Origin of the sequence: Caulobacter sp. BE254 (genome assembly GCF_031457295.1) — a bacterium.
GTDB lineage: Bacteria > Pseudomonadota > Alphaproteobacteria > Caulobacterales > Caulobacteraceae > Caulobacter.
Genome location: NZ_JAVDWJ010000010.1, coordinates 106,775 through 127,304 on the forward strand (window position 1 = coordinate 106,775; position 20,530 = coordinate 127,304).

Annotated in this window: 3 protein-coding genes; 2 read left to right on the forward strand and 1 reads right to left on the reverse strand. The window is 67.3% G+C overall.

Translation table 11 applies throughout. The features are described 5' to 3' along the window. Positions 1 to 59 precede the first annotated feature (59 nt). Both J2X41_RS17740 and J2X41_RS17745 read left to right on the forward strand, forming a co-directional pair. Positions 60 to 15,077: an autotransporter-associated beta strand repeat-containing protein gene (locus J2X41_RS17740; protein ID WP_310083725.1), complete on the forward strand. Its 15,018-nt coding sequence runs from the start codon at positions 60 to 62 to the stop codon at positions 15,075 to 15,077. A gap of 743 nt (positions 15,078 to 15,820) precedes the next feature. Further along, positions 15,821 to 18,955, forward strand: a complete 3,135-nt coding sequence (locus J2X41_RS17745; RefSeq protein ID WP_310083726.1) for an amino acid permease — start codon at positions 15,821 to 15,823, stop codon at positions 18,953 to 18,955. Positions 18,956 to 19,482: 527 nt separating this feature from the next. On the opposite strand, the gene J2X41_RS17750 is transcribed toward J2X41_RS17745, so the two are convergent. Then, entirely contained in the window at positions 19,483 to 20,496 is a 1,014-nt protein-coding gene (locus J2X41_RS17750; RefSeq protein WP_310083729.1) for a DUF1353 domain-containing protein, read from the reverse strand. Between the last annotated feature and the right edge of the window lie 34 nt (positions 20,497 to 20,530).

A 20,530-nucleotide genomic window follows, 5' to 3' on the forward strand; every position in this document is an offset into this window, starting at 1 on the left:
CCTCCAGTCCCGTCGGTCGTCGCAATGGACGCCTGCTCTGTGGCGCCTCGCTCGCCGTAATGGCGTTGATCAGCCAGCCGTCGATCGCCCATGCGCAGTTGGACAGATACTGGGACCCCAACGGCACGGCCGCCAATAGCGGCGGCGCGGGCACCTGGAACACCAGCGCGCCGACATGGAGCCCCAATGCCGATGGTGTCAGCGGTCCCTATACCGCGTGGGACAATGCCGGGATCGACAACGCCATTTTCGGCGGCCCCAGCGGCACGAACGCCACGGTCACGCTGGCCACGCCGATCATCGCGCACAATCTCACCTTCGATGCCGGCACCACTTACACGCTCACCGGCAATAAGCTGACGCTTGCCGGCGTGACGCCGACGATCACGACGAACGGCGCCGCCACCATCAATTCGATCCTTGCGGGCAATGCGGGACTGACCAAGGCGGGCGCCGGCGCCCTGACCCTGAACGGCGCCAACACCTTCACGGGCGGGATCAATCTCACCGGGGGCATACTGACGGTCAACGGCGATTCTGCTCTTGGTCTCGGCAACAACATCACTCTCTCCGCAGGCGCGAGTCTACGCAGCGCCGGCGCGCTGGCCTCCACCCGCGTCGTCACCCTCGCCGGCTCGGCGAGCATCGGCGGCGGGGTGGGTTCGGCGCACATCACCGGCGCCGGCGCCCTCCAGCTCGTCCAGTCGACGACGCTGAGCGACAACACCAACGACTTCACCGGCGACCTAAATGCCAACGGCGTCAGCCTGAGCTTCAGCTCGGTCGGCAATATCGGCCAGGCGAGCGCGCTGGGCGCCGGCAACGCGATCTTCATCGGCTCGGAAACCGGCGCTGGCAGCGCGAGCGCCGTCTATACCGGCGACGGAGACGTTTCCAATCGCGCCTGGTCGATGCGGAACGGCGGGGGCGGGATCACCCTGATCAATCAGGGAACCGGGACGCTGTCGCTGAGCGGCAACTTCTCCCAGAGCGGATTGACCACGGTCTTCGTGGCGTTCAGCGCCCAGACGGCCGACATGGAATTGCTGGGCGTCATTTCCGGATTCCGGCCGATCTTCTTCCAGGGCAGCGGCACCGCGCGTACCATCACGCTGGGCGGCGCCAACACCTTTACCGCGCCCACCACAATCGGCGGCGTCACCGTCCGGGCAAGCACGCTGGCGAACCGGGGAACCAACAGTTCGCTGGGCACCGGCATGACCGGCACCGGCGCCATCGCCATAAACAATGGCATATTGTCTTATACCGGCGCCGGCGGCGGCACCGATCGGGCGCTGTCGATCAACGGCAGCAGCAGCGTCCTCAACGACGGCGCCGGTGCGCTCGTCCTCAGCGGCGCCTTAGCGTTCAATGCCGCGGCTCCGGCCGACAGCTTTACCCTTGGCGGCAGCTTCGCCGGCAACAACACGATGTCGGGAGTGATTTCCGGCAACGGCGGCGTAATCATGAACGGCGCGGCGGGGAGCGCCTGGCTGCTCAGCGGAGCCAACACCTATATCGGCGCGACCACGGTTGCGAGCGGCGCCCTGCGGGCCGGCAGCGACCAGGCGTTCGGCGCGCCCAACGCAGTGACCGTCAATGGCGGCACGCTCGACCTCAACGCGCACGATATCATGGTCGCCTCGCTCGCTGGAACGGGCGGCAGCGTGGCGCTCGGCGGCGGCGGGCTGACCGTCAACGGCGCCGCCAGCACGAACTATGCAGGCAGCATCACCGGCAACGGCAATCTCGTGAAACGCGGCACCGGCACGCTGACGCTGGCCGGGCAAAGCACCTACACCGGCAGCACGACGATCAATGGCGGCACGCTGGCGCTGAATTTCGCAGGAGCGGGAGCGCCGACCAGCGACATCCTCTCGGCCACGTCGACTCTGAACATGGCCGGAGGCACGCTCGCCGTCACCGGCGCGGCGGGCGCGACGAACAGCCAGAGCTTCAACGGCCTGAACGTCACCGCCGGCAACAACCGGCTCGTCGCGACTTCCGGCGCGGGCGGCAGCATGACGCTGAACCTCGGCGCGCTCAGCCGCACGGGCGGCCTGATTGATTTCACGCTGCCGGCCAGCGGCGCGATCACCACGACCAACGGCGATGCGGCTCTTGGCTGGGCGACGGTCAACGGCACCGATTATGCGCAGGTGCTGGCGGGCAATGTCATCGCTTTCGCCAGCTATGCGAACAAGGACGATGCGAGCACCTGGCTGACCGGCGACGTGGTCGCCGATACGGGAGGCGCGCTCAACACGCCCTTCGGCAACACCGTCTCGGGCAATGTGCAGCTCGGCGGCCTCAAATATACCGCCGCGGCCAATTCCACCGTCACCGTCGGCGGCGCCAACACGCTCGGCGTGGACGGCACGATCATCGTCGCCGCGAGCATCGGCAACGCCAGCCAGACGATCACCGGCGGCTCGCTTACCGGCAGCGCCGGTGGGGGCACTCTCGGCGTCCTCCACAATGGTACGGGCACGGGCGCGCTCACCATCGCCTCGACGATCGTCGACAATGGCGGCGCCACCGGCTTCATCAAAGGCGGCGCCGGCAAGGTCTCGCTGACCGGCGCCAACAGCTATACCGGCGGCACCACGCTCAGCGGTGGTACGCTCGTCGTCAACAGCGTCGCCAATGGCGGCGTTGCAAGCAGTCTCGGCGCCTCGTCGGCGGCCGCATCGAACCTGGTGATCGAGAGCGGGACGCTGGAATATACCGGTGGCGCCGCGACGACCGATCGCGGCTTCACGCTGGTGAACGGCGGTCCGTCGCGGACGATCCAGATCACCAACGCTGCCGCCAACCTGACCTTCTCCGGCGCGGTCAGCGGCCCGGACGACGCCAGCCTTATCAAGACGGGCGCCGGCACGCTGACGCTGGCGAATGCGGCAAACGACTATACCGGCGTCACGACGGTGTCCGGCGGCGCCCTGGCGGTCAGCACGCTGGCCAATGGCGGCGTGGCGAGCGGCATCGGCGCATCGTCGGCGGATGCGGCCAACCTCGTGCTCCAGAACGCCGGCGGGCTGCAATATACCGGCGCCACGGCCAGCAGCGACCGCGGCTTCACGCTGGGCACGGGCAATGGCCGGATCGGGGTGAGCGATCCCGCCGCGACGCTGACGCTCAGCGGAACGGCGATCGGTTCCGGCGGGCTGATCAAGGAAGGTGACGGCACATTGTTGCTGTCCGGCGCCAACAGCTACACCGGCGGAACGACGGTCAGCGCCGGTACGCTGCGCGCGGGATCGGTGCAGGCGTTCGGGAGCCAGACCGCGCTCATGGCCGTCGACGCCGGGGGGACGCTGAATCTCGCCGGATTCGCCAACAGGGTCGGCGCGCTTTCCGGCGCCGGCTCGGTCGTGCTGGGCTCCGCCACGCTGACCTCGGGCGGAATCAGCGGCACATTCACCGGCACGATCAGCGGCAGCGGCGGCTTCTACCAGACGGCAGGCGGCGTCCAGACGCTCGCCGGCTGCAACAACAACTATACCGGCGCCACGTCGATCGTCAGCGGAACGCTGAGCGTGAATTGCATCGCCAATGGCGGCGTCGCCAGCGCCATCGGAGCATCGAGCAGCGCGTCCGCCAATCTGGTCCTGAGCAACGGCAATCTGATCTATTCCGGCGGCAGCGCCAGCACCGATCGTGGGTTCACGCTCGGCGGGACCGGCACGCTCACGGTCAGCGATCCCGCCGCCACGCTTCAATTCAGCGGCGCGGTCGTGGGTGCAGGGGCCTTGCAGAAGGCAGGCGCCGGCGCGCTGCTTCTGTCCGGCGCCAACAGCTACACCGGCGGCACGGCGATCATCGGCGGCATATTGCGCGCCGGCAGGACGAACGCATTCGGGACCGGCGGCGTATCGCTCGGCAACACCGCCGGGGTCGCCCTCGATCTCAACAATTTCAACACCACCGTGGGCTATCTGGGTGGCGGTGGCGCTCTTGGCGGCAATGTCACGCTCGGCACGGCGGCGTTGACGCTCAATGTGGCTTCCGGGGCCGCCAGTTACGCCGGCGCCATCAGCGGCAGCGGCGGCCTCGTCAAGAATGGCGGCTACACCCAGATCCTCAGCGGCTGCGGCAGCAGCTATACCGGAAGCACCGCAATCAACGGCGGCGTGCTCGAAGTCTCGTGCCTCGCCGATGGCGGCAACAATAGCGCCATCGGCGCCTCCGCCGCGAACGCCGGCAATCTGATCATCAATGGCGGCACGATGCGCTACACCGGCGCTGGCGGCAGCACCGATCGCCTATTCACGCTTGGCGCCTCGGCCGCCAGTCGGCTCGAAGCTTCGGGTACGGGTGCGATTGCCTTTACCGGCGCCGCGCCGATTGCGTTCACCACGCCCGGCGCCAGCCAGACGCTGGCCATCGGCGGGGCCAATATTGGCAACAACAGCCTTTCCGCCCAGATCACCAACAATGGCGCGGGCGTGACCTCGCTGACCAAGGATGGCGTCGGCGCCTGGACCCTCAACAATGCCGGCAGCAGCTATACCGGCATCACCACGATCAACGGCGGCGTGCTCGGCGTCAGCAAACTGAGCGACGGCGGCGTGGCGAGCAGCATCGGCGCGTCGTCGGCCGCCGCGGCCAATCTGGTGATCGGCAACAACTCGACCCTGCGCTACACCGGCGCGGGCGACACCACCAACCGGCTGTTCACGCTTTCGGCCGGGACCACCTTCATCGAGTCCTCGGGCGCCGGCGCAATCGTCTTCACCGACACCGGGCTGGTGACGCTGGCGGGCGCCAACCAGGCGCGCACCATCGCGCTTGGCGGCGCCAATAGCGGCAACAACACGCTGGCCGGATCGATCGGCAATTCGGGCAGCGGCATCACCACATTGGCGAAGAACGACGCCGGCGCCTGGCTGCTGACCGGCGCCAACAGCTATACCGGTCCGACCAACATCAACGCCGGGACGCTCATTCTCGGCAATGGCGGCACGACGGGCTCGATCGTGAGCGCCACGGTCAACAATCTCGGGATCCTTGGCTTCAACCGATCCGATACGCTGACCTATGGCGGCGTCATCACGCAGACAGGCTCGGTGCGACAGCTCGGCGCCGGCGCCACGATCCTGACCGGCACCAACAGCTACACCGGCGGCACCACGATCAGCGCCGGCACGCTGCAGCTCGGCAATGGCGGGACGAGCGGCAGCATCACCGGCAACGTCGTCGACAATGGCGTGCTGGCGTTCAACCGCTCGGACACCATCACGTTCAATGGCGTGATTTCCGGCGCCGGTTCGGTGCGGCAGGCAGGCGCAGGCACGACGATCCTGGCGGGCGTCAACAGCTATGCCGGCGGAACGGCCATCAATGCCGGGACGCTGCAGGTCTCCAGCGACGCCAATCTGGGCGCGGCCGCGGGTCCGCTCAGCTTCAATAACGGCATCTTGCGCACGACCGCGAACATCAGCAGCGCGCGCACCGCGACGCTGACCGGCGCGGGCACGATGCTGACCGATGCCGGAACCGGCTTCACGCTCAGCGGTGTGGTTTCCGGTGCGGGCGGACTCACCAAAGCGGGCGCGGGCACGCTGACCCTGACCGGGGCAAACGGCTATACGGGCGGCACGACCATTTCGGGCGGCACGCTGTCGCTCGGCAATGGCGGCGCCAGCGGCACGATCCTCGGCGATGTGGCCAACAACGGCGCGCTGGTCTTCAATCGCTCGGACAATATCGGATTTGGCGGCCTCGTCTCGGGAACGGGATCGGTCACGAAAACGGGCGCCGGCGTGGTCACGCTGACGGGGAACAACAGCTATACCGGCGTCACGAATGTGAATGCCGGCACGCTGCTGATCAACGGCAACCAGTCGGCCGCGACCGGTCTCACCAGCGTCGCCTCGGGCGGGGTGCTCGGAGGCAGCGGCATCATTGGCGGCAATGTGAACGTGGCCAATGGCGGCATCCTCGCACCGGGCAACAGCCCCGGCACGATGACGATCAATGGCAATCTGTCGCTGGCGAGCGGTTCGATCCTCAATTTCGAGTTCGGTCAGGCAGGCGTCGTAGGCGGCCCGCTCAACGATCTTGTCAATGTTGGCGGCAATCTGGTGCTCGACGGCACGATCAACGTCGGCGTATCGGCCGGCGGCGCCTTCGGCGGCGGCATCTACCGCGCGTTCAACTACGGCGGCACGCTCACCGACAATGGCCTCACGCTCGGCGTGCTGCCGGTCGGCAGCAGCGTCACCGTTCAGACCTCAGTGGCCGGCCAGGTCAATCTGATCAATTCGCTCGGCCTGTCGATGAGCTTCTGGGACGGCGGCGCCGGGCCGAAGTTCAACAATGTGATCAATGGCGGCAGCGGCGCCTGGCATCTTGGTGGCTCCGACAATAACTGGACCAATTCCGACGGCAGCGTGAACGCCGCCTATGCCGACGGTACGCTCGCCATCTTCGCCGGCGCCGCCGGCACGGTGACGGTGGACAATAGCGGCGGCGCGGTGACTGCGTCCGGATTGCAGTTCGCAAGCAACGGCTATCTCGTCAACGGCGCCCCGCTGACGCTGACCGGCCCGGACTCGATGGTCCGCGTGGGCGACGGCACGGCCGCCGGCGCCGGCTACACCGCCACGATCGGCGCGGTGCTCGCCGGCGCCACCCGGCTGGTGAAGACCGACCTCGGCACATTGGTCCTAAGCGGCGCGAACACTTACACGGGCGGCACCGCGATCAACGGCGGCACGCTGCGCATCGCGAGCAATGCCAATCTCGGCGATATTGCAGGCGGTATCGATTTCAACGGCGGCACGCTCAACACCACCACGAATATGGGGATCGGCCGGGCAGTCACCCTGACCGGTGCGGGAACCTTCACCAATACGGGCACTACCCTGACGCTGACCGGTGGCGTCACCGGCGGCGGCAGGCTCACCAAGAGCGGAACCGGCCTGCTGCTGCTGACTGGCAACGCCACCCACAGCGGGGGCACGACCATTGCGGCCGGTACGCTCCAGGTCGGCGGTGGTGGCACGACGGGCAGCATCGTCGGCGATATTGTCAACAATGGCGCGCTCGAGTTCCAGCGCAGCAACGCCTATACCTATGGCGGCAGCATCAGCGGCACCGGCACGCTCACCCAGTCCGGCGCCGGCGTGCTCAGCCTGACCGGCAACAGCAGCTATGGCGGCCTGACCAATGTCACGGCGGGCGAGCTTCGCGTCGCCAGCGGGAACACGGTCAGTTCCGGCGGCGGCACGGGTATTACCTCGGCGGTGCTCAGCATCGATGGAAGCGGTTCGGTCTTCAGTACCACAGCGCTCACTGCGCAAACTCAATCTGGTTCCGGTATCGTCGCCACTGTGAATGTCCAGAATGGCGGCGTGCTCAGAACGACGGTCGGCAATCTGGTACTTCGCAACGCGCCGGTTGCCCCCGTCCTCACGAGCCTCAATATATCGGGCGCGGATTCGCTCGCGGACGTCACCGGCGGATTGTTGGTGGGGACGTCGATCAGCTCCAATATCGCGGGCGCCACGCTCAGCGCAGGCGGCGCACTGCGCACCGGCGGGGCAAGCCAGATCGGTGCGGCGGCCGGCAACACGACCGCGCCGTTCGTCACGATCACCGGCGCCGGGTCCAACTGGACGAGCACCAACTCGCTCGCGATGACCAACGGGACCTTCTCGCTGCTGAACGGCGGCGCGGCGAGCTTCACCACCGCGACGATCGGCTCAGTCTCGGCGGCGCGACCGGCAACCCTGCTGGTCTCGGGCGCCAATTCGGGCTTCACCACCACGGGCAATCTCACTGTCGGCAGCGGTGTCGGTACGGGCGTGGTCACCCTCGCCGATCGCGGGCTGATGAGCGTCGGCGGATCGCTGGCGCTGGCCGACAATGCCGGTGCGACCGGTGTGCTCAACATCGGCGGCGGCGAGAGCCTAGCCGCCGTGGCGGCCGGAACCCTCAATGCCGCGTCGCTCAGCCTTGGAAGCACGACGTCGCGAGTCAACTTCAACCACAATGATCCGGCCTATAGCTTCACGACGCTGATCAGCGGCGCCGGCAGCGTCAACCAGGTGGCCGGAACCACCATCCTGACGGGCGCCAACAGCTATACCGGAGCGACGAACGTCCTGGGCGGCGCCCTGATCGTCAACGGCGACCAGACCGGAGCGACCGGACTGACCGCGATTGCCGCGGGCGCGACGCTCGGCGGCGTGGGAACGATCGGTGGAAACGTCACCGTGGCCGGCGGCACGATCAATCCGGGCGACATCGGCATCGCGCCGGGCGCGCTGACGATCAACGGCAATCTGAACTTCGCGGCGGGCTCTACCCTGAACGTCAATCTGGGTCAGGCGAACGTCGTGGGCGGTGCGCTCAACGATCTGGTCAATGTCGGCGGCGACCTCATGCTCGATGGCGCGCTCAACCTGCAGACCTCGGCGGGCGGCAGCATCGATCCGGGCCTCTATCGCCTCATCAACTATGGCGGGACCCTCACCGACAACGGGCTCGACACGACCCTGCCACCCAATTTCTACGTGCAGACCTCGGTCGCCCATCAGGTGAACCTGGTGAACACCTCGGGGCTCCAGTTCCGCTTCTGGGACGGCAACGGCGCGAAGAATGACGGCGTCGTCAATGGCGGCGACGGTGTCTGGCAACGCTTCACGGGCAACGACAATTGGGTGGATGACGGCAGCATTCCCAATGCTCCGTTCGCCGACGGCGCATTCGCCGTGTTCCAGGGCGCCGCAGGCGCCGTCACGGTCGATGAAAGCCTTGGCGCGGTCAACGTGGCGGGCATGCAGTTCCTGACCGATGGCTATCTGATTGCGGGCGACGCCCTCACCCTCACCGGCACACAGGCGACGATTCGCGTCGGCGACGGCGCGGCGGCGGGTGCAGGCACGACCGCGACCATCACGGCTGAACTGACCGGTACGGCCCAGTTGCTGAAATCGGATCTCGGCACGCTCCTGCTCACCGGCGCCAACAGCTACACTGGCGGGACTGCGATCAATGCCGGCGTGCTTCGGATCTCCGGCGACGCCAATCTTGGCGATGCAGCGGGCGGCCTCACCTTCAACGGCGGCACGCTCGAGACGACGGCCGACTTCGACAGCAGCCGCGCGGTAGCCCTCGCGGGCAACGGCGCCCTGCTGACCGTCGCCGGCACCACGTTCGGCCTGACGGGGGTGATCGATGGCGCGGGCAATCTGACCAAGAATGGCGCGGGTACGCTGATCCTGACCGGAGCCAACAGCTATGCGGGCGACACCCTGGTCAATGCGGGCGCGTTCTTCGTCAATGGAGACCAGACCGGCGCCACGGGCCCGACCAGCGTGGCTTCCGGCGCCCTGCTTGGCGGCAGCGGCGTGATCGGCGGTAACGTGACGCTCGCCAACGGCGCGACGCTCGCGGCCGGCGCCAGCAATGTCGGCACGCTCACCATCAACGGCAATCTGGCGCTCGGCGCCGGGTCGGTGCTCGACTTCGAGTTCGGCCAGGCGAATGTTGCGGGAGGGTCGCTCAACGACCTCGTCAATGTCGGCGGGAATCTGACGCTCGACGGGACGCTCAACGTGTCGGCGCCGACCGGAGGCAGTTTCGGTCCGGGCCTCTACCGCGTGTTCAACTATGGCGGCGGGCTCACCGACAACGGTCTCACCTTGGGCGCCATGCCGGGCGGCAGCGCCGTATCGCTGCAGACCGCGGTCGCCGGACAGATCAACCTCGTCAATTCGGCCGGGCTGACGCTGAGCTTCTGGGACGGCGCGGTCGGCCCGAAAAACAACGGCCAGATCGACGGCGGCAGCGGCATATGGCGTATCGGCGGCGGCTCGAACGACTGGACCGAGAGCACCGGCGCGCTGAACGCCGATTACACCCCGGACAGTTTCGCGATCTTCTCGGCCGCGCCGGGCACTGTGAGCGTCGACAATGGCAGCGGCAACGTCCGCGCGTCGGGCATGCAGTTCGCGAGCAATGGCTATGTGATCACCGGCGACGCGCTGACCCTTACCGGCGCGCAGGCGCTGATCCAGGTCGGCGACGGCAGCGCGGCCGGCGCAGGCTATACCGCGACCATTGCAAGCGAGATCACAGGCAGCGCGGGGCTGGTCAAGACCGATCTCGGCGCCCTCGTGCTCACCGGCGCCAACAGCTACACGGGCGGCACCCGAATCGACGGCGGTACGCTGGCGCTCGGCAATGGCGGCGCGACCGGCAGCATCGCCGGCGACATCGTCAACGATGCCGCGCTGGTGGTGAATCGTAGCGACACCTTCACGCTCGATGGCGTGATCTCGGGCACGGGCACGCTCACCAAGCTGGGCGGCGGCACGCTGATCCTGAGCGGGACCAACAGCTATTCGGGCGGAACCACCGTCGGCGGCGGCATCGTCCAGGTGTCGAGCGACGCCAATCTCGGGACCGCGACGGGCTCGCTGTCTCTTCAGGGGGGCGTCCTGCAGGCAGGAGCCTCATTCACCTCGGCGCGCAATATCCAGCTGGGTAGCCCGACCTCGAACAGCATCGACACCCAAGGCTTCAATGTCACCTTGGCCGGCGCGATCGGCGACGGGGCCAACAATTCGGCTGGCAACGACCTCAACAAGCTCGGCTCCGGCACGCTAACCCTGACGGGCGCCAACACCTACAGCAACAGAACCACCATCACCGACGGCACGATGGCGCTCGCGGGCGCGGGCGCCATCGGGGCCGGCAATCTGGTGATCGCCGGAGGCGCCGTCTTCGACATCTCCCAGACCACCACCGGCGCCCGCGTCGTCCAGCTCAACAGCGGTCCTGCGGGCACGATAGCCCTGGGCGGCAAGGTGCTGACGCTCGGCCTCGGCAACGCGTTCAGCGACTGGTCCGGAACGATCGCCGATGGCGGCATCGCCGGAGGCGTCGGCGGCCACGTCGTGATCGCGGCTCCGAACGGCGCGGTGCGGTTCTTCGAGGCCAACAGCTACACCGGCGGCACCACCGTCTCTTCGGGGACGTTCGAACTGAGCGGCGCCGGATCGCTCTATTCAGGCGGCGCAGTGACCGTGAACGGTGGCGCGACCTTCAGCATCGCCGGCCTGACAGGGCCGGGCACGACGATCGGCGATCTTTCCGGCGGGGGTGCGATTGCCCTCGGCGGCAAGACGCTGACCTTCGGGACGGGTAACAGCACGGCCGTCACCGGCGCGATCACCGGCGCCGGCGGCGCGTTGGTGAAGACGGGCGCGGGGACCGTCACGCTGGGCGGCGCCAACAGCTATACCGGCGCGACGAACGTCACCGCCGGCACGCTGCTCGTCAACGGCGACCAGGCAGCCGCGACTGGGCTCACCACTATCGCCTCGGGCGCCACGCTGGGCGGCTCGGGAAGGATCGGCGGCGATGTCATCGTGGCGGACGGCGGCACGCTCGCACCGGGCGTGGGCGGCGCCGGGTCGCTTGCGATCAACGGCAATCTCGCACTCGGCGGCGGCTCGCGGCTCGACTACGAGTTTGGCCAGGCGAACAATCCGGGTGGCTTGTTCAACGATCTCGTCAATGTCGGCGGCGACCTGACGCTCGACGGCGCGCTCAATGTCGCGATCACACCGGGCGGCGCGTTCGATATCGGCCTCTACCGCGTCGTCAACTATAGCGGCGCGCTCACCGACAACGGTCTTTCTCTCGGTGCGCTCCCGGCGGGCGCCGACGTGTTCGTGCAGACGTCAGTCGCCAATCAGGTCAATTTGATCAACGTCGGCGGCGCAACCCTCAGCTTCTGGGACGGCGCGGCCGGGCCCGGGTTCAACGGTGCGGTCAACGGCGGCGCCGGCGTCTGGCAAGGCGGCGCCGGCAACGACAGCTGGACCGACGCCACCGGCGCGGTGAACGCCGGCTATGCCGACGGCGCCTTCGCGATCTTCACCGGTGCGGCTGGAACGGTCACGATCGACAATAGCTTGGGCCCAGTCACGGCCTCGGGCCTGCAGTTCGCGGTCGACGGCTATACGATCACTGGCGATGCGCTGGCCCTGACCGGTCCGCAGTCGGTGATCCGCGTCGGCGACGGCACGGCGGCGGGGGCGGGCTACACCGCCACCATCGACGCCGTGCTCACCGGCGGAACCCAGCTGGTCAAGACCGACGCGGGCACGCTCACCCTGACCGGCGCCAATCTCTACACCGGCGGTACAGCGATCAACGGCGGCACGCTCCACATCGCCAGCGACGCCAATCTCGGCGCGGCCACGGGCGGACTCAGCCTCAACGGCGGCACGCTGGCCACGCGTGCGGACATGAGCTCCGCGCGTGCGGTCGATCTCGCCGGCGCCGGCGTGTTCCGCACCGATGCAGGTTCCACGCTGACCCTCAGCGGCATGGTCACCGGCGCGGGCAGCCTGACCAAGAGCGGAACCGGCGCGCTGGTGCTCTCCGGAACCGGCAGCTACGCGGGCGCGACCAACGTCACCGCCGGCACGCTGCTGGTCAATGGTGACTATGCCGGTGCGACCGGCGCGACCACGATCGCCTCGGGCGCGAGCCTTGGCGGCGTCGGCACGATCGGCGGCGATGTGAACCTCGCCGGGACGCTCGCCCCGGGGGCGGGCGGCGTCGGCACGCTGACGATCAACGGCAATCTGGCGATCGCTCAGACCGCGACGCTCGACTATGCGTTCGGCCAGGCCAATGTCGCCGGCGGCGCGCTCAACGACCTCGTCAATGTCGGCGGCAACCTCACGCTCGACGGCGCGATCAACGTGACCGTGCCGACAGGTGGCGCGTTCGAGACCGGCATCTACCGGGTGTTCAACTATGGCGGGACACTCACCGACAACGGCTTGACGCTGGGCTCGATGCCCGGCGGCGGCAGCGTGGCGGTGCAGACCTCGATCGCCGGCCAGATCAATCTCGTGAACAGCGCCGGGCTGACGCTCTCCTTCTGGGACGGCGCCGCCGGGCCGAAGAACAACGGCGTGATCAACGGCGGCGCCGGCGCCTGGCAGGCCGGAACCGGCAATGACAACTGGACCGAAGCGACGGGCGCCGTGAACGCGGCCTATTCGGACGGCGCCTTCGCGGTGTTCGGCGGGGCGGGCGGCACGGTGACGGTGGACAATGGCCCTGGCCAGGTGACCGCTGGCGGCATGCAGTTCGCGGCGAACGGCTACACGATCACCGGCGGCGCGATCGCCCTGACCGGACCGCAATCGACGGTCCGCGTCGGTGACGGCAGCGTCGCAGGCGCTGGATTCACCGCGACGATCAGCGCGGCGCTCGACGGCGCGACCCAGCTGATCAAGACGGACGCGGGCACGCTCGAGCTCAGTGGGACCAACAGCTATACCGGCGGCACGAGCATCAACGGCGGCACGGTGCGGATCTCGGCCGACGCCAACCTCGGCGCGGCCGCGGGCGACGTGACGTTCGACGGCGGCACGTTGGCGACCAGCGCCGATATTACCAGCGCCCGCGACATCGTCGTGGCCGGCGCCGGCGCGATCTCCACCGCGAGCGACACGACGTTCACGTTCAACGGACGGCTCTCGGGCGCTGGCGCGCTGACCAAGGCGGGGGCGGGCACGCTGCTCCTCACCGGCGACAGCTCGGGCTTCACCGGGAGCACGCGGGTCGAAGGTACGTTGACGGTCAACGGCAGCCTGTGCGGCGATGTGAACGTGCTTGCTGGCGGCCGTCTTGGCGGGACGGGCACGGTGTGCACCACCGTCAATTCCGGCACGATCGCGCCCGGCAATTCGATCGGCACGCTGACGGTCGCGGGCAGCTATACCGGGAACGGCGGCAAGCTCGAGATCGAAGCCGAACTCGGAGGAGACTCGTCGCCGGCGGACCGGCTGGTGGTCACCAATGGCACGTCGGGCGCCACGGAGGTTGTCGTCATCAACCGGGGCGGGCTTGGCGCGCAGACGGTGGAAGGCGTCAAGATCGTCGATGTGACCGGCGGGGCCTCCACCGGAACGTTCACCCTGCGCGGCGACTATGACTTCGAGGGCAGTCCGGCGGTGATCGCCGGCGCTTTTGGTTACAGACTTCTCAAGAATGGCGTGTCGACGCCCACCGATGGCGACTGGTATCTGCGCTCGACGCTGCTCGACGGTCCGGAAGAGCCGGACGTTCCGCAGGGGCCACTCTATCAACCCGGCGCGCCCCTCTACGAGAGCTATGTAAGCACGCTGCAGACCCTCAACGGTCTGCCGACCTTGCAAGAGCGGGCCGGAAATCGCCAATGGTCGGGCTTCAGCGCCTCGGGCATCGGCATGTGGGGCCGGATCGAAGGCAGCCGCCTGCGTCCCGAAGCGGCCGTCTCGACCAGCGGCGCCGACGTCAACACCAACACCTGGAGCGTCCAGTTCGGCCTTGACGCCGCCGTCCTCGATGCGGATCGCGGCGTGCTCATCGCCGGCGTCAACGGTCGCTATGGCGCGGCCGACGCGCGGATCCGCTCGCGGTTCGGCAACGGCCGGATCGACACCGATGGCTATAGCCTCGGCGCGACGCTCACCTGGTACGGCAATGGCGGGTTCTATGCCGACGCCCAGGCGCAGGCGAGCTGGTACGACAGCGACCTGGACTCCGACGTGCTGGGCAGGCTCGTCGACGACAGCGACGGCTCGGGCGAGGCGCTTAGCCTCGAAGCGGGCCAGCGCCTGCCGATCGGCGGCGGCTTCAGCCTCACGCCGCAGGCGCAGATCGCCTACTCGACCGTGCGGTTCGGCGCGTTCTTCGACCCCCACGACGCGATCGTGTCGTCGAAAGACGGCGACAGCCTGCGCGGCCGGCTCGGCCTTTCGCTGGACCATCAGAAGACCTGGCGGCGGCGGAGCGGCGGCACGGCCCGCACCCACTTCTACGGCATCGCCAATCTCGAATATGAGACGCTCGACGGCTCGCGGGTGGATGTTTCCAACACCCCGCTGCTGCGCCGCGAGGATCGCCTGTGGGGCGAGCTGGGCGTCGGCGGAAGCTATAGCTGGGACGACGGCCGGTTTACCGTCTTCTCGGAGGCCTCGGCGAACACCGCCCTGTCGAACTTCGGCGACAGCAACAGTTTGAGAGCCAATGCCGGCCTCCGGATGCGGTTCTGAACCGCATCCGCCCGTTCGCTGCGATCTGATCAGGAGAGACTTATGGTCGCCGCATCGCCGGGCGGCGCCATCGACACTGTTCAGGACGGCCGCGACCTGTTGCGCCGGTCGCTCCATGGCGAAATCGTCGCCGTAGATTGTCGCCGCGGCGTCCGAGCAAACCCCCGCGAGCTTGAGGCCGAGGGCACGCGTAAGGCCTGGACCAGAACATCGCGCTCGGCGAGCCGGGGCGCGAACTCGCGCCCCAACGACAGCGCCGCGCCATAACCCGACTCTAAGAGCCCTCCGGAAAGGCGACCTTCAGACGGTGCCCGACCGGCAACGACCGAGGCTTTGTAAAAACACGGGCCTGAACCGTTTCACGGAAGAAGGCTTTCGCGTCCCGATTGGCCGCCATGCGCGACAAAGCGCCAGATCAGCCATTTGGCGGCCCGGTCAAAGGGCGCTTCCAGGTCCGAAACGCGTTTTCACACAGCCTCCGCTCCTCCCCTGCCGATCAGGAAGTCTGCATGGCCGGCCGGGTCGCGCCACGAGCCAACGCTGCCGCGACGCCAAGAGGCGGACCTTCGCTGCACGGTCTAGTCCAAGCCAGCAAGACCCGAGAAAGAACGCGGAACAGATTACTTTCCGCCTCTCTCGCGGCAATTTTCGAGCGAGATTAAAGGCGATATGCCGCAGACGAGGTTAATTAGGGGCAGGGTTTCGACAGGTACTGATGAGATATTCGATCTCTGAGGTGCTCAGTGAAATCTCTTCAACTCGGCCAAGCAGCCCATCCCGCTCACGGGGCCTCTGAGATTCCCGCCAAACCGCATCCCCCGATTCTGGGGTGGATCGGCACCAGCGCTTTGGCCATGGGCGGCAGCAATCAAAGCCTGTTTCTCATCGCCGCGCTCTTCGTCGGACAGGGAAACATCCTCGGCCAGGGAAGCGCGGCCGTGCCGCTGATGATCGTGGGGCTTTTCCTGAGCTGGGCCGCGGCCCCCGCCTGGGTGGAACTGGTGCTGATATCCAAGCATAGGGTAGGCGGCATCGGCGCGGCCTGCACGGAGGCCTTCAAGCCCTATAGCCCCGTCCTCTCCGCCCTCACCGGCGTCTGCTATTGGTGGGGCTGGGTTCCGACCTGCGGGCTGACCGCGCTCCTCTCGGCGTCCGCCATCCACCAATGGATCTTGCCGGGCATACCCATCGCGGTGATCGCCTGCGCATTGGTGGCGTTCTTCACCGCGGTCAATCTGTGCGGCCTGAAGGCCGTCAACGGCCTGGCGATCTCGATCGGGGCGGTGTCCGCGGTCCTGGCGTTCCTGGCCGTGCTCATTCCGGTGTTCTCGGGGCACGTCGACTGGCGGCAGGCGACGAACTTCTCTCTGGTGACGCCCTTCGCGGGCTGGTTCGGCGGCCTCACCTCGATCATGGCCGGCCTCTATCTCATAGGATTCGCCGCGCCGGCTTTCGAGGCCGCGACCTGTCACGTCGCGGAGACGAAGTCGCCGGAGCGGAACGTGCCGCGCGCCGTCTTCGCCAGCGGGGCGATGGCGGCGGTGTTCTTCATCCTGCTTCCCGTGGTGTGGCTGGGCGCCCTGGGCCCGGCCCCTCTGGGCAGGGACCTGGCCCTGTCGCTGGGCCCGATCTACGCCCCGCTGTTCGGCAGCGCGGGCAAGGCCGTCGCGATCGGCTTCATGATGTTCAACATGTTCCACGGGACGCTCCAGCCGCTGGCCGGCGCCTCCCGAACCCTGTCGCAGCTCAGCGAGGATGGCGTGCTGCCGCGGTTTCTGGGGCTGCGGTCGAAAAACGACTGTCCCTGGGCGGCGACCCTGCTGACCGCCGCCATGGCGATCGCGCTTCTGCTGATCGGAGATCCGATCTGGCTCATCGCCGCCGCCAATTTCACCTACCTGATCAGCCTTTGCCTGTCGAATATCGCGGCCTGGTTGCTGCGCAAGGACGCCCCGAACCTCGCGCGCCCCTACAGGGCCCCGCGCGGGACCATAGGGCTGGGGCTCGCAGCCTCGGGCGTCTGGCTTCTCGCAGCCATTCTCGGCTTCCAGCAGTTCGGCATGCCGACGGTCCTTCTGGGGCTCGCCATGGCCTATGCCGGGGCCGCCTTCTACGCCTGGCGCAAGATCGAGGACCGGCTGGCTCAGGGGGTCCCGGTGTTCCAGGCCAGCCTGAATCTGACGCTCACCGGTGCGATGCTGCTGGTCCTGATGCTCGATGGAGCAGGCTATCTCCTGGCCGTGCAGTCCCTGGGCAAGCACGGCGGCGCACTGCCGACCGCCCTGGAGGACATCTTCGTCGCCGTGGCGATACTGACGCTGGCGGTCGGGCTGGTCCTTCCCGGCATCATCAGCCACTACGCCCTGCAGATCTCCGACCGCGCCCGCCTGCTGACGACGGGCGCGATGCAGGACTTTTCCAACGCCATGGCCGCGCTCGGCCGCGGCGACCTCGACGCGGCCTATGTGGAGGCCAATTTCACACCCCTGCCGGTGTCGTCGCGCGACGAATTTGGCGAAATGGCTCTTAGCTTCAACCGCCTTCAGGAAGAGGTGGCGACCGCCGCTCTCGGGTTGGATGGCGCTCGGGAAGGCCTGAGATCGAGCCAGACGCAATTGACCACCGCCAACGCCGCTCTGACCCTGAAGATCGAGGAGAGCACGCGCATCTATGACGAACTCCTTGTGGCGAAGGAGAGCGCGGAGGCGGCCAGCATTGCGAAAAGCCAGTTCCTGGCGGTCATGAGCCACGAAATCCGCACGCCCCTGAACGGCGTATTGGGCATGGCCCAGGCCATGGAGCGCAGCGTCCTGTCGGACGCGCAAAAAGATCGCCTGGATGTGATCCGCCAGTCCGGAGAGTCGCTGCTGGCCATCCTCAACGATATTCTGGACATCTCGAAGATCGAGTCGGGCAAGCTGGATCTGGAAGCCGCGCCCTTCGATCTGGAGACCCTGGCGCTCGGCGCCCACAGCGCCTTTACCGGCCTTGCGAACAACAAGGGGCTTTCCTTCGGTGTTGCTGTGACCCCAGCCGCATGTGGCAGCTACCTCGGTGACTCCGCCCGGATCCGCCAGATTCTCTACAATCTGATCTCCAATGCCGTGAAGTTCACCGCCGAGGGTGAGGTGAGGGTCTCGATCGATCGGTGCGACGGAGATGTCCTCATTCGCGTCTCCGACACGGGGATCGGCATTTCCGCCGAGCAGGCCGGCAGATTGTTCGAGCCCTTCGTTCAGGCCGACTCCTCGACCACGCGAAAGTTCGGCGGCACGGGCCTGGGCCTGGCGATCTGCAAGGAGTTGTGTTCGGCCATGGGCGGCGCGATCGACGTGGTCAGCCAGCCTGGCGGGTTGACCACCTTTGAGGTCAGGCTGCCGCTCGAGTTCCTCCCGGGCGTTGCGGAGGCGCAACAGAGGTCCCTGGACGCTGCTGAGTCGTCCCCCATTTCCGAAGGCTTCCGGATACTCGCTGCGGAAGACAATCCCATCAACCAACTGGTGCTGAAGACCTTGCTCGCCCAGTTCGATCTGACCGTAACGGTGGTGGATGACGGCCTGAAGGCCGTGGAGGCATGGCGAACCGGCGATTGGGACCTGATCCTGATGGATATCCAGATGCCCCTGATGGACGGCCCCTCTGCAACGCGACGCATCCGTGAATTGGAGGCCGAGTCCGGACGCAAAGCGGCGCCCATAGTCGCCTTGACCGCCAACGCGATGGTGCATCAGGTCGCGAGCTACATGGCCGCTGGGATGAATGACGTCATCGCCAAGCCCATCGATATCCGAGAACTCCTGCGGGTCATCCAGGCGGTCGCCAACGCCGTCAGCTATGACGAGGCGACCCTGGCGCTTCGCTCATCCAAGGCCTCCTGACAGGGGAACGGTAACGGAGCGCCAGGAGCCGACGTTGGCGCGCCTCCAAGAACCGGACGTTCAGATTGCGGGCACGTGATTTTTTTGTAGCGGGCCGCGTGAGGGCGCCTCGCTGCAGCCGAGGCTTTGGTTGACGCACAAAGGCAGGAGCGCTTCGGCACTAATCGGCAGCAGGCAAGCCTCGGAGCGATGCGCCGGCCGCAACGACGGCGAAGGCTTCTGTGAGATCATATTGGCCGTAGCCTACTGCGTGGTCGAGCGAATCCATATTTTACAGATCATCGCGCGGCGAATGAAAATCGCGGCCGGACTCCGACGATGAGTCAACTTGTTCAACCCGCGCCGTAAGCGCCGGCCTGCGACCCATCGCCGTCGATCCGCAGGTCTGCATGGCCGGCCGGCGCTCGGTGCTGTTTGACGTGCTCAGCGTCCACGGGCTGCGAAATGGTCGAGTCGAACTGGCCATGAATGGGCAAAGGCCAATCCGACCTTCCTAAATTCCCGGAAACCAAGAAGCGCCCGCAAATTCATGCATTCAAAGGCGCCCGGGCGCGAGCGAGGGCCTCGATGACGGCGGGGTTGGGGTCGGTCTCCTGGATGATCTTGACGTCCGCAGCGAAGCTCTCCGGGTCGAAGGCTTCCACGGGAATGGGGGTGGCGACCTCCGCGGTCTCGTCGCCGAAGCTTTCCAGTCCCGGCGCGGCGGCGACCTTGGACAATTCCCACCGGGGGCCGAAACGGTAGACAGCGTAGTACATAACCTTGGCTTTGACTGGGTTGACGCCACTGCACATCATACCGTCGTAGAACACCCGGTGGGTGTCAGGCCAGGTGCGGCTCTTGACGTCGCAATAGTAGTCGTGGACGACGGAGGCATAGCGGTATTTGCCCTCCAATGGACCTCCGATCAGGCTCCAGAACACCTGTGGGATGGAGGCGCCATCGACAATGGCCTCCGCCGGTACCGGCCATTCGCGGCCGTTCTGCTGGATGTAACCGAAGGGGGCGTTCAGTTGCATGTTGCGCCCGTCCTGCAGCCAGGTGGTTGTCGGTTGCTCGGGCTGATAGCGCCCGAAGGCTTCCGCCGCCTCCAGGCCGTGCGCGCGCGTCCAGGTCAGGGCCGTGGGCCGCAAGATGGCGACCAGGTCGGCCCGCCGGTGGATGGGCTTGATACGCACCTCGGCGTGGACGGCGTGCGCCGCCGCCGGCGTGGTGGTGGTATGGCCGCCGCCGCCGGCCTCCAGTATATTCAGGCCGCCCCAAGCCAGAGCGATGTGGCTCACCGCCTCCTCGCCGCCGTAGAAGACAATGTCGCCCAGATCCGCCTGAGCGTCGCTCACCGCAGTGGCATGGCCGGCCCTGCGGAAATAGCGGTAGAGCCCCTCCGCCGTCTGATCCCCCGCCGGGTCCAGCCCCAACAGCCCCAGCGCCCACTGAACGAAACCTGAGCAGTCATAGGAGTCCGGCCCAGAGGCGCCCCAGATATAGGGTTTGCCGATCTCCGCCTCACAACGGGTCTTCCATTCGTCTCGGCTAGGCATCGGTATCTCCACGGTAGGGGGTGATGTCGGGACG

What these genes read in the sequence shown, in the direction of transcription:
- J2X41_RS17750 (WP_310083729.1), bottom strand. Translation starts at nt 20,496, where the DNA reads ATGCCTAGCCGAGACGAATGGAAGACCCGTTGTGAGGCGGAGATCGGC.
- J2X41_RS17740 (WP_310083725.1), top strand. Translation starts at nt 60, where the DNA reads ATGGCGTTGATCAGCCAGCCGTCGATCGCCCATGCGCAGTTGGACAGA.